Consider the following 12,255-nt stretch of genomic DNA (forward strand, 5'->3'; position numbering starts at 1 on the left):
CGCCATTGACCGGCTCAAAAACCAGGGCAGGGTCGCCGACGTGGTCTCGCGTGGCGGTGCCTTCCTGATAGGATGGATGCTGTACAATGAGCGGGAAAACCCGCTATACGAGCAGTATGACCGCCTACTGGATATTGCCCGTGAGTATGACGTTACCTTGAGCCTGGGCGATGGCCTGCGTCCCGGCAGCATTGCCGATGCCACCGACCGTGCCCAGGTGGAGGAATTGCTCACCCTGGGCGAGCTGGTGGAGCGGGCCTGGGAAGCCGGGGTCCAGGTGATGGTAGAAGGGCCGGGGCATCTGCCCCTGGACCATATTGAGACCAATGTCAAATTGCAGAAAACCGTCTGCCGGGGAGCACCGTTCTACGTACTGGGTCCACTGGTAACCGATATCGGTGCCGGTTATGACCACATCACGGGAGCCATCGGCGGTGCCATTGCCGCGGCGGCCGGTGCCGACTTTCTCTGCTACGTAACACCGTCCGAGCATCTTTCATTGCCCGATTACGAAGATGTCAGGCAGGGGGTAATCGCCTCACGCATCGCCGGTCATGCCGGTGACATCGTGAAGGGGGTAAAAGGAGCCGAGGAGTGGGACCGCAAGATGTCCATGGCGCGCAAAAAGATCGACTGGGAAGAGCAGGCCCGGCTTTCACTGAACCCGGAGCGCGCCCAGAAGGTTCATCGCCAGCATGCCACTGCCGGCGCAGCCTGCAGTATGTGTGGCAAATACTGCGCCATGGAGCTGGTGGAAAAGTATCTGGGCATCGGCTCGCCTCGATGCTAGCTTGACATAATTGTATGGGCGGCGCATTTAGCTTAGGCAGGATTTTCGGTATCCAGTTCCGTATCCACTACAGCTGGTTCTTTATCTTCGTTTTAATCACCGTATCTCTCTCATTGCAGTACTTTCCCTACGCTTACCCCGAATGGAGCACGCCGACCTACTGGCTAACCGGCATAGCCACCAGCCTGCTTTTTTTCACCTCCGTGGTGGCGCATGAGCTGGCTCACAGCCTGGTTGGCCGGGCCAATGGTATCCCGGTGAGAAGCATAACCCTTTTTATATTTGGCGGGGTGGCTCATATGGCCCGTGAGGCAACCCGGCACGGGGCGGAGTTCAGAATGGCCCTGGCCGGCCCACTGGCGAGTCTGGTTATCGGCGGTCTTTTTTTCCTGCTCTACCTTGTGCTGCAAAGCATCAGTGAAACGGTCGCTGCTCTGGCGTTCTGGCTGGCACAGATTAACGTGGTGCTGGCCCTATTCAATCTCATCCCCGGGTTTCCCCTCGACGGCGGTCGCGTCTTTCGCTCCCTTTTATGGCGCTTCAGCGGCAATTACCAGCGCGCCACTCGCATTGCCGTCGAGGTTGGGCGGAGCGTTGGCTATCTTTTTATACTTGCTGGCATCGTTCTGATGTTTATCTACCCGGGGCGCTGGTTTAACGGCCTCTGGCTGGCATTTATCGGCTTGTTCCTGACCTATGTGGCCACGGCCAGCTACCGGCAGGCGCGGTGGCAGGCGGCCCTGCAGGGAGTCAGAGTGGCTGATGTTATGACCACCACCTGCCCGGCGATATCTCCGGACATGACCATCAGCCGTGTGGTTCAGGACTATATCTTCGTCAGCGGGTATCAATGCTTCATGGTTACCGCCGACCGGGAACTAAAGGGCATATTGACCCTGCAGAATATCAAGTCGGTTGACCGGAAGGCATGGGAAACTGCATCGGTGAGCCAGGTCATGACGCCAGTGGAGCGATTAAAGGTAGTCCAGCCCGACGAGGAAGTGCTGAGTGTTATCGAACAGATGGAGGAGTACGGTATCAGCCAGATGCCGGTGGCGAGCGAAGGCAGAATCATCGGCCTGGTCACGCGCGATGATGTGCTGAGGCTTCTCTATACCCGTTCCAGACTCGGCGTATAGAGTTTCGGTTTCTTCTTTCCCTTGGAGTAGATTTTCCGACGATTATGACTTCTATTGACTTTTAAGGTCAGCGTAGTAGAATGGGGACGACACAGAGACTTGCTGACTAACCTGTAATAATAGTCCTCTTCAACGCATAGTATTTGGTGACTACATCAAGCAAGGAGAACGTTGGTTGAAAGCGGTTATCCTGGCGGCAGGTGAAGGCAGCCGAATGCGACCTCTTACCTGCACCAGGCCCAAGGTAATGCTGCCCATTGCCAATAAGCCCATACTCGAGCATTTGCTCATTGAGGCGATTGCGGCCGGTATCAGCGAGTTCATCTTTGTGGTTGGCTACCATGATGAGGCGGTGCTTGATTACTTTGGCAATGGCAGGAAATGGAATATACAGATTGATTACGTAAAACAGCGGAGGCAACTGGGCACCGCAGATGCCCTGAAAATGGTGGCTGACCTGACCGCGGGCGATTTCCTGCTGATGAACGGCGACATGATTATCGGCCGCGGGGACATAAAAGAAATGGCCGTCAAAAAAGATACCACGATGGCGGTTATTGAGGTAAGTGACACACGGGGGCTGGGCGTTGTCGAGGAAAACAAAGGCAAGGTGGTTCGCATTCATGAGAAAGAGGAAAATCCTCCCTCGCACCTGGCCAATGCCGGGCTGTACCTTCTGACGCCGGAGATATTTGACGCGATATCCCGGACTGGAAAATCGCCGCGCGGCGAGTATGAGTTGACCGATTCTTTGATGTTGATGATAGAAGCAGGGCGCGAAATTGCCTGTCGTGCCATAGGCCAGTGGCTGGATATCAGCTATCCCTGGGATTTACTGACCGCAAATGAAACATTGATGGCCGGGCTGGAAGCTCAGAACTCGGGCGAGGTTGAGGAAAATGTGGTCGTGAAGGGCCCCGTTGCCATTGGCAAGAATACCGTGGTTCGTTCTGGCTCATACATCGTTGGACCGGCTATCATCGGGGAGAACTGCGATATCGGCCCCAGCTGCTACATCAGGCCCTGTACCGCTATTGGAGACGGCTGCCATATCGGCAATGCGGTGGGGGTGAAGAACTGTATCATCATGAAAAACAGCAAACTTCCCCACCATAACTATGCCGGCGATAGCATAATCGGTGAGGGATGCAATTTCGGTGCCGGCACTAAAATCGCCAACCTGCGACTGGATAAGAAGGAGGTCTGGGTTGAAGGCATCGCTACCGGCCGGCGCAAGTTAGGCGCCATAATCGGGGACGGAGTGGAAACGGGGATAAACGCCAGCATCAATGTGGGCAGCATGATTGGCAACGGTACCTTTATCGGACCGGGGGCGGTGGCGAGTGGGGCGATTTTACCGGAATCAAGAATATTCTGAGGAGAAGACGATGAAACAAGCGGTTATTCTGGCCGCCGGCGAGGGACAGAGGCTGAGGCCATTTACCGTAAACCGGCCAAAAGTAATGCTGTTCATTGCCGGAAAGCCGATTCTGCAGTATGTGATTGAAGCACTGGCGCAGAAAGGTGTTCGTGATATCTCGCTGGTGGTTGGCTATCATAAAGAGCAGGTACTTGATTACTTCGGCTCCGGCGAGTCGTTCGGAGTTGACCTGACCTATGTCAATCAGGACCGTCAGCTGGGCACGGCGCACGCGCTGGTCCAGGCGAAAGAAGCCATCAAAGATGATTTCCTGGTCCTGCCCGGAGATAACCTGATTGCCGCCGATACCATTGACCGGTTTACCGGCGTTGAACCAGAGGCGGTGCTGGTGAAGAAAGTGGACAACCCGATGCGGTACGGCGTGGTAACCGTACAGCGCGGGACGGTGAAGGAAATCCAGGAAAAGCCGGAGGAAGCGGCCAGCCACCTGGTCAGCACCGGCATTTATGCCTTCAGCAGGGCAATTTTCGACTTTGTTGAGCCTCAACTCGACCTTCCTGACGTCGTGAACAGGATGCTCAGCCAGGGCCATAAAATCAAAGCCCTGGAAACCGATGGAGTATGGCTGGACGCGGTTTATCCCTGGGATGTGCTGAACCTCAATGCCGCCGTTCTGCAGCAGGTGCAGGCGAAATCAGGTGGTACGATTGAAGCTGGTGTTTCGCTCAAGGGCCAGGTCTCCATCGGGAAGGGTACGGTGATACGTTCCAATTCATATATTGCGGGGCCGGCCGTTATCGGGGAGGGCTGTGAAATCGGGCCCAGCGTCTGCATCTTTCCGGCGACCAGCATCGGTAATAACGTGGTCATGGCACCGTTTACCGAAGTGAAAAACAGCGTCATCGGCAACGATGTGAACATTGGGTCGGGCAGCATCATACATGACTCGGTCATTGATAATAGCTGTAGTATCGGCGGGCAGTTTGCGGCGTGCAGCGGCCAGGAGGAAGTTACTATTGATAAGGAACACCATCTGGTCAGCTTTGGGGCGATGCTCGGAGAGGGGTGCACGCTAGGCAACAGCGTGGTGGCTCAACCGGGTGTAATCGTCGGTAACTACAGCCAGATACGGTCGCTGAAACTCATCAGCGGTCGACTGCCTGACCGGAGTCTGGTGGTGTAGCTCAGGGTTAGCGGAGTATTTTATCGATATGTGCGGTATCGTTGGCTATATCGGGGAAAGACAGGCCAAGCCGATCCTCCTAAATTGTCTGGCTCGGCTGGAGTATCGCGGCTATGACTCATGCGGGATTGCGGTGGCCAGCGGCGGGCTGCAGGTACACAAGGATGCGGTCAGGGTACAGGCCCTGAAAGAGCAGCTTCCACGGCGTGTCGAAGGGAAAATCGGTATCGGGCATACACGGTGGGCCACCCATGGAGCGCCGTCGTTGGTAAACGCCCATCCGCACTGCGACTGCACGGGAAAAATCGCCGTGGTGCATAATGGCGTGATTAACAACTACCAGCAGTTGCGTCAGCAGCTTATAGAAGAGGGGCACACCTTTGCTTCCGAAACGGATACCGAAGTCATCCCTCACCTTATCGAGAAATATTATAAAGGCGACCTGGAGAAGGCGGTGGCAGGGGCGCTTGATGAGATGGAAGGCTCATATGCCATCGCCGTGCTCGTAGCAGACAAGCCCGAGCTTATCGCGGCGCGGAAGGACAGCCCGTTGATTATCGGGGTTGGTGATGGGGAGAACTTCATCGCCTCGGATGTGCCCGCCGTGCTGGACTACACCAGCCGGGTCATCTATCTGGAAGATGATGATATGGCTGTGGTTACCAGGGAAGGCGTTCAGGTAAAGAGAAATGGAGAGGCGGTTGACCGGAAACCGCAGCAGGTAACCTGGAGCGTGGAGGATGCGCAGAAGGGTGGCTACGAGCACTTCATGCTCAAGGAAATCCACGAGCAACCGAAGGTGATACGGGATACCATCAGAGCCTACCTGACAATGGATGAAACGATGGCTGATTGGGATATTCTTAAGGAGGGCGGTGAGGGGGAAATACTCTTGCTGGCCTGTGGTACTTCTTATCACGCCGCTCTGGTCGGGAAATATATTTTGGAGCAGCTGTTTAAAGTCCCGGTCAGGACCGAATTGGCTTCCGAGTTTGGCTATCTGGGGCAGAGCTCATCTCGAAGTCAGGCCATTGTCATCACGCAGTCGGGAGAGACCGCCGACGCCCTGAAAGCCATTAAAAGGCTCAAGAGTGAAGGATGCCCGGTAACCGTGGTCACCAATGTCGTCGGCAGCTCCGCCACACGCCTCGCCGACCAGGTTGTCTACACAACGGCAGGCCCGGAGATAAGCGTCGCCGCAACCAAGAGCTATACCGCCCAGCTTATGGCTTTATACTGGATGACGCTCCCCTTTGCCCGAATCGACCTGAGGCGAAAAGACAGCCTCGTCATGGAGTTAAGACAGTTGCCCGGCAAGGTGCAGCATATTCTGGACGATGAGGTAAAAATCGCGCAGCACGCCGCGCAAATTGCCAGCTACGACCATGTCTTCTTCATCGGGCGGGGGATTAACTATCCGGTAGCCCTGGAAGGGGCGCTGAAACTGAAGGAAATCTCGTACATTCATGCCGAGGGTTATGCGGCTGGAGAATTGAAGCACGGTCCCTTTGCCCTGCTCAGCAGCCAGTCACCGGTGGTGGCGGTCGTGGCGCCGGATAATACCTATGATGCCATGTTGACCAACATCAAGGAGGTCAAGGCCAGAGGCTCTCCGGTAATCGCGCTGGTCGAGGAAGGCGACGAGGTCGTTGAAGAAGTGGCCGATTCGGTAATCACGGTGCCGAAGGTCGACCCGCTGTTTTCTCCGGTGGTCAATACCGTTGTCCTGCAGTTGCTGGCCTACTATGCAGCTAAAGAGCGAGGCTGCCCCATAGATTTCCCGCGGAACCTGGCGAAGAGCGTCACCGTGGAGTAGTGGCGCGCCGAGCTGCCACAGGCAAGAGGAGACTTCGGGAGGGAATAACCCCTTCTATTTTTTTATATTCTTATAGCTTAGAATAGAAAAGTCTGAAGAAATGCCGGAAAAACTGAAAAGAAGGCTGCTTATCATTGCTGGTACCATTTCCACCGCCATCGGGATCATTGGCATATTTGTCCCGATTCTGCCCACCACCCCATTTCTCTTACTGGCAGCAGCTTGTTATCTGCGCAGTTCGCAGCGATTTTACAACTGGCTTTTAAATAACAGATTCATTGGCGCATACGTGCGAAACTACTTGCAGGGAAGAGGTATGCCGCTGAAAATAAAGATTATAACCATACTTTTGCTATGGGTAACGATTGCCTGCTCCATCATTTTCGCGGTTGATAACCTGATTATCAGGGTGATATTGTTAATAATAGCTATCGGTGTAACGGTTCATATTATACTTATAAGAACTGCTAAAGAAAAAGAAAGCTGAAAGGAATTATGAGGTGAGGAATAGGTATGGTATCAATCTAATCTGGTTTTTGTTAATGGCAATGATTTTGGCAACTGGTGGATGTGCTGAATCAGTTGAGATAACGCAGATATTCAAAGACGTAACGGCGCAAGAAGCTTCTGACTTAATCCAGCAAAATGAAGGTAATCCCGATTTCCAGATTATTGATGTCAGGACACCCGAAGAATTCAATGATGGACATATAGAAAATGCTATATTAATCGATTTTTATTCCGAGGATTTTAGAGATGAAATCGCACGGCTGGATAGGGAGAAGACTTATTTTGTGTATTGCCGAAGTGGAAATCGAAGTGGACAAGCGGTTGATATTATGGCGGAACTGGGCTTTCAGGAAGTTTACAATCTTTCAGCTGGCATAAAAGAATGGGTTGAACAGGGGTTCCCGGTTGTAAAATAGAATGTAATTAAAAGGCGGAAAAGAAGCAAATAGTTAAGTAAGAAAGAAAACGCCCTGCTTAGAGCAGGGCTTCTCTCTTTTTAATTGGTGGAGACGGGGGAGAGTCGAACTCCCCCTGAAACAATTCTTGCTTGGCTCAGTGGTTGGAGTTTGTCTCCATTTTATACATATAGAGGTGAAGTTATTACGGTTTAGTCATTAACTCTTGTCGAAGTAGGCTTACGGCCGTCCTTTTGTTGGTTAAAGTTACGTTAGGTAGGCCGTGCCAGATAAAAGGTAGAACTTTTAAGGAGACTTTCAAGTTCTGTTTTCTCGCGCACAATCCTAATGATAGAAGGCGGTCCTCCTGCCTATCCAGTAGCCTATAGCAAAGATGAGCACGGCAGCAACCCCGATTATCGTGTATAATGCCCAGCTGGGCAGGGCAAAGGGTACGGCAACATAGAATTGACTGACGCTTGTCCATTCTCCTTCGTTAAGGGCGGCATCTATAGCTCTTACTCTCCAGTAATAGGGTGTTCGCTTACCGGCAAGCTTTGGCTCCTCCTTTTCAGTGAGTATATATTCTGATTCGGCAAGCTCTGTCTTCTCCAGCAGTATAGAACCAGCCTTAAAGTCCTTATCAGTGGCAATCTGGAGAACATAGGTCACCGGTGAGCTTTCGTCAGTAACATCCTTCCAGTCAAAGGATATCGGTGATTTCACCTTTACTCCCATTCCAGGTAGTAGCGGCGGCGGTGTTTTTGGTGCTACTGATTCCACGGCAAAGGTAATCTCCTTGGCACTGGTGCCGTCGCTGGCGGTTATGGTATGGCTTCCATGCTTGCTGGGTGGCACCTTGAAGGTAGCCGTGAAAATCCCGCTGGCGTCAGCGGTGGCCGTGGCTATTATTTTATCATCATACTTGATAGTGACTGTCCCGTTGGGCTTAAAGCCAGCGCCGCTCAATGTTAGACTAGTGCCGATATTGCCCGTGCTCTGGCTGACGCTGAGGGAAGTGTGTGGTAGCGTCGGTGCTATTGGGGGTATGGTTGTAGGTGGGGGTGGGGAAATCACGGTGAACTTAGTTCTAGCTGTATTGCTGCCATCTTCAGCATCTACATTTTTGATGCCAGGTCCCAATCCAGTCGGCACATTAAATTTGGTGGTAAAGCTGCCGGTGCTACTCGTCGTTGCGGTGGCTACTCCAATGTTATCATTGAACCAGATTTCAACTTCCTTTCTCCTTCCGAAGCCTGTACCACTGGCAGTTACCTCGGTACCAGCTTCTCCTGATTGTTTGCTGAGGACTATGTCTGACTCAACGGTAAACTCAGCTGTAACTTCACTGCTGTCTACGCTAGCGGTTATGGTATGGATACCAGCGGTGCTTGGTGGAATGCAGATAATGGATGCGAATTTGCCGTTACTATCAGTTTTGGAATCGCCATCCTCTATTTTGATCTTATTTCCATCATATTTAATGGTGATTTCTTTTTTAGTGATGAATTTGCTACCGGTGATCTTCACCAGCGTGTCTACTGGGCCTTTCTTGGGATTCAGCGAAATCTCGCCACTGGTGACGGTAAACATGGCATAGGCCTGGATGAGAACGGCGGGGTTGGTATAACTGGTATATTCGCGGGTTGCACATATGTAGTAGGTCGTACCAACCTCCACCTTTTTATCAGAACTACCATCGTCAAGAACGCTGGGAATGTTGAACGTGGTTTTGATATTACCCGCTTGGTCAATCCATACACCGGCCTTCACCTTTTCATAGGTCTTAACCTGATTGCCAATATAGTAAGACGTGTTGTTGCCATTGACAGTGAGGTAGATGTCAACATACTTGTCAGTACTGGCGGTGCTGGCGCTGAAACCAGAACCAGTAATCGTAATTTTGTCACCAACTCTGCCGCTGGCAGTGTCAAGCTTGATGCTACGAGCTGCCTGGACCGACGACGCCAAGGCAAAGGCCATCAGCAGGGACAGGATGATGGTTATACCGATTATTCTGAGAGTTCTTGAAAATCCCATTTTATTACTCCTTAATTGGCACAGCACTTATACTTGCCACGAGAGTCATCTCGCCCCTCACCACGGAAGGCGAGGAAAGCAAAAATAATGATACCAATGCCTACCAGTGTGTACGTTGCCCAGACGGGCAGGGCAAATGAAGAGCCAGTAAAGGATGGCCGCCCGCTTTTGGCATGGACACCACATCCAGCCTTGGCTGGTGAATTCATTTTGCTTCTAAGAAAAGGTGGCCTCAGAGTAGCTCCTATTTTCGACAAAGGTATCGCTCTTCTCTACCGGCGCCCTTGGCAGGGACACGAGAGATTAACAATCATCCGCGGTTGATACCCTGCAAGGGCACTCAGCAGCTTTAAACCCCTATACTGCGGTGAAGTTTTCTCAGCAGCCAAGATTTACTTTGGGCTATAGGTTACCGTTACTGTCCTGGCCACCGCATCCTTCCACTTGTCCGGTTTACCTCTTGCTGCCGTAACTTTGATGGTATTCTCGCCTTCAGCAAGTTCAAGATTGGTGGAGAAACTTGCAGTCGTCCTACCTTTTGTTAATGTTACAATGGTATCATTGACCCACACTGTAGCCTTGGCATCAGATACGTAGCCTCTGACTTCAATCGGGGATGCAGTAACGGTTCCCCCATGCGTAGGGGCTGTTATTGTCAGAGTCAGTGGCTTGGCACAGCTGATCATTAGTATAGCCAGTAACAAGATGATAAGGATAGCACAAATTGACTTAGCTAATTTATTCATTTATCCACATTCCCCTTTCCGTCGTGTATTTTTAACTTTTTACTCTGAATTCACCCCGGATTTTTCTGGTTATTTCGCCAAAGGCACCACCTCCCTATCGATATCAGCTGCGTTTTTAAAACGTGGTAGCGCTTCTAATAAGAATGCTAGCAGAACAGGGTTAAACGATGGTTGAACACAAGTTAAAAGACGGTTAAAAATGAATGATTATCGGCGGAGCCTAATGGCAGGCGGGTCATACAAGGCTATATGAGCTCAGTAAGCAGCTGCTTGTTAATGGCTTGTTTCAGAATCTTGCTAAGTCGGGTTTGCCCGCTATGGCTATAAGTTTGCCTGCCCCGGCATCTAGACATACCTAAGTGGCAGCTTTATCGTGACCGTCGTCCCCAACCCGACCTGACTCTGTATATCCAGCTTGCCGCCATGGAGGTCAATGACTTGCTTGACGATAGCCAAACCCAGTCCCGCTCCGCCACTACCGGACCTGCGGGTGGTATGAACTTTGTAGAACGGCTCTGTAATGTGGGTTAAGTGTTCCTGCGGTATGCCCTGTCCAGTATCCGAAACCTTGATGACTGCCCACTCCTCTTCGTCACTCAGCGAGATTTCCACGGAGCCCTCTTTCGGAGTAAACTTTACAGCGTTATCGACAACGTTCAGTACCATCTGCTTGAGCAGATCGTGGTCCCCCAAGGCGACTACGATGTCGGGGATGGAAACCTAGAGGCTCAGATCCTGAGCCAGCACCCCTACCTCCCTAACCACCTCGTTTAGCAATTCTCGCAGATCAATTTCTTCGGGAGTAAATGTCGGGTTTGACTCTAATTGCCCGCTCAGCAGCAGGTTATTGGTCATTCGCGTCAACCTGCGCAATTCCGTGGACATCCTCTGGAGACTCTGCCTGTTTTCCTGGTCAACCGATGGTTGCATAAGCATGACATCTATCTGTCCTTGAAGTACGGCAAGAGGGGTCCTGAGGTCATGAGAGACGCCAGCAATGAACATCTCCTTGGCTTTAAATGCCGTATCAAGTCGCTGCAGCATGGTGTTCAGGGTATTGGCCAGTTCCTGAAGCTCTGGGGGGCCGGATTCTCCGGGAATTTTAGTAGCCAGATTCTTGCTCCCGATTTCCCGTACACGGCTCAGGATTCTGTCAAGCGGTTGGAACCCCTGCTGAAGAAGGAAGAAACCCACCACGATTGCCAAAGCACTGCCGGCGATACCTACAGCTAGAGTGTATCGCCACAGCTGCTTTTGAGCTGTCGCCACCTGGGCAAGGCTATCGCCTGTCTGGATCAACAGGATGGTCTTTTCAGCGGCTGGGTCATACACCGAGATGGTGTATAGCCGCAGGGCCTCGTGTCCCCTTATTTTGATAGTCTCGAATCGTCCTTCCGACATCTCCGGCAGGAGCAATTGGTTATCCATGAGCGGGACAATCGGGTCAGGAATATCGCCAAAAGTAGCGAGGACATTGCCCTTGGGGTCAGCGACACGCAAAATGGCAGGGACATACGGCAGTTCCTGCTCAGCGAGCCACTCAACCAAAGGGTCATAAGCTTCGTGGCTGAGCTTGGGGCCTAACATGATGGCATCAGCTACGATGTCCGTCCGCTCTTCGAGGCGTTGGTCGAGATCTGTGCGCATGCCCTCTACCATGACCTGTTGTGCTACAAATGCCAAGCCAACGATAATGAGGGGAATAACCAAAGAATACCATAGGAAAATCTGCCGGCGCAGGCTGATCTTCATGGAATCTCCCTGAGCGCGTAGCCAAAGCCACGCACCGATTGTATGAGGTCCGCTTCTCCCCCGGCGTTAAGTTTTCGTCTGAGGAAGTTGATATACACCTTGACCGGGTCTGTCTCTCCTTCAAATTGATAGCCCCATACACGCTGGATGATGAAGTCACGGCGTAAGGGTTTGCCTGCATACTGCGCCAACAACTTCAATAGATCGAACTCACGGGTCGTCAGCTCTATGAGACGCTTATTTCGCCGGGCCTGCCTCTTTTCGATATCAATCTCAAGGTCTCCTATTCGTATGAGGCTTTCTGTCTGGCGCGAGCGTCGGCGCATCACCGCTCTAATACGGGCAAGCAACTCTTCGAATGTAAAGGGCTTTGACAGGTAGTCGTCGGCACCGGCCTCAAGGCCTCGCACCCGCTCTCCAACCACGCCACGTGCGGTAAGTATGACGATGCCCATATCGCTGCCGGCACGGAGTTGCCGGCAGATATCGATACCATCAATATC

At 52.2% G+C, this 12,255-nt stretch carries 13 protein-coding genes; 7 read left to right on the forward strand and 6 right to left on the reverse strand.

Features of this window, described 5'->3' with window-relative positions; all coding sequences use genetic code 11:
- The 7 genes from thiC to KKD83_10655 form a co-directional block, all read left to right on the forward strand.
- Positions 1–790, forward strand: a 790-nt coding sequence (gene thiC, locus KKD83_10625; protein MBU2536599.1) for a phosphomethylpyrimidine synthase ThiC, incomplete at its 5' end; no start/stop codon positions are given.
- Positions 791–804: 14 nt separating this feature from the next.
- Positions 805–1,929, forward strand: a complete 1,125-nt coding sequence (locus KKD83_10630; protein MBU2536600.1) for a site-2 protease family protein — start codon at positions 805–807, stop codon at positions 1,927–1,929.
- Between the two features lie 175 nt (positions 1,930–2,104).
- The gene (locus KKD83_10635) at positions 2,105–3,307 is read left to right on the forward strand and encodes an NTP transferase domain-containing protein (protein MBU2536601.1); all 1,203 of its coding nucleotides are present in this window, start codon (positions 2,105–2,107) and stop codon (positions 3,305–3,307) included.
- 10 nt (positions 3,308–3,317) lie between these two features.
- A complete protein-coding gene (locus KKD83_10640; GenBank protein MBU2536602.1) occupies positions 3,318–4,493 on the forward strand; it encodes an NTP transferase domain-containing protein in 1,176 nt (391 codons plus the stop codon).
- A 28-nt stretch (positions 4,494–4,521) separates the two neighbouring features.
- Positions 4,522–6,309 (forward strand): glutamine--fructose-6-phosphate transaminase (isomerizing), encoded by a 1,788-nt coding sequence (glmS, locus tag KKD83_10645; protein ID MBU2536603.1) that lies wholly within the window; start codon positions 4,522–4,524, stop codon positions 6,307–6,309.
- Positions 6,310–6,409: 100 nt separating this feature from the next.
- Positions 6,410–6,796 (forward strand): YbaN family protein, encoded by a 387-nt coding sequence (locus tag KKD83_10650; protein ID MBU2536604.1) that lies wholly within the window; start codon positions 6,410–6,412, stop codon positions 6,794–6,796.
- A gap of 55 nt (positions 6,797–6,851) precedes the next feature.
- A complete protein-coding gene (locus KKD83_10655; GenBank protein ID MBU2536605.1) occupies positions 6,852–7,235 on the forward strand; it encodes a rhodanese-like domain-containing protein in 384 nt (127 codons plus the stop codon).
- A gap of 324 nt (positions 7,236–7,559) precedes the next feature.
- On the opposite strand, the gene KKD83_10660 is transcribed toward KKD83_10655, so the two are convergent.
- From KKD83_10660 to KKD83_10685, 6 genes are all read right to left on the reverse strand, one after another.
- Complete coding sequence (locus tag KKD83_10660; GenBank protein MBU2536606.1) at positions 7,560–9,254, reverse strand: Ig-like domain-containing protein; 1,695 nt, start codon at positions 9,252–9,254, stop codon at positions 7,560–7,562.
- An 11-nt stretch (positions 9,255–9,265) separates the two neighbouring features.
- Positions 9,266–9,463 (reverse strand): hypothetical protein, encoded by a 198-nt coding sequence (locus tag KKD83_10665; protein MBU2536607.1) that lies wholly within the window; start codon positions 9,461–9,463, stop codon positions 9,266–9,268.
- 183 nt (positions 9,464–9,646) lie between these two features.
- A complete protein-coding gene (locus KKD83_10670) occupies positions 9,647–10,000 on the reverse strand; it encodes a hypothetical protein (protein MBU2536608.1) in 354 nt (117 codons plus the stop codon).
- A 345-nt stretch (positions 10,001–10,345) separates the two neighbouring features.
- Complete coding sequence (locus KKD83_10675) at positions 10,346–10,693, reverse strand: ATP-binding protein (protein MBU2536609.1); 348 nt, start codon at positions 10,691–10,693, stop codon at positions 10,346–10,348.
- A gap of 27 nt (positions 10,694–10,720) precedes the next feature.
- Positions 10,721–11,752 (reverse strand): HAMP domain-containing histidine kinase, encoded by a 1,032-nt coding sequence (locus KKD83_10680; GenBank protein MBU2536610.1) that lies wholly within the window; start codon positions 11,750–11,752, stop codon positions 10,721–10,723.
- Positions 11,749–12,255 (reverse strand): response regulator transcription factor (locus KKD83_10685; GenBank protein MBU2536611.1); only part of this gene is annotated, 507 nt, incomplete at its 5' end. The genes KKD83_10685 and KKD83_10680, both read right to left, overlap by 4 nt.

It is taken from the genome of Chloroflexota bacterium, assembly GCA_018829775.1.
GTDB lineage: Bacteria > Chloroflexota > Dehalococcoidia > Dehalococcoidales > RBG-16-60-22 > E44-bin89.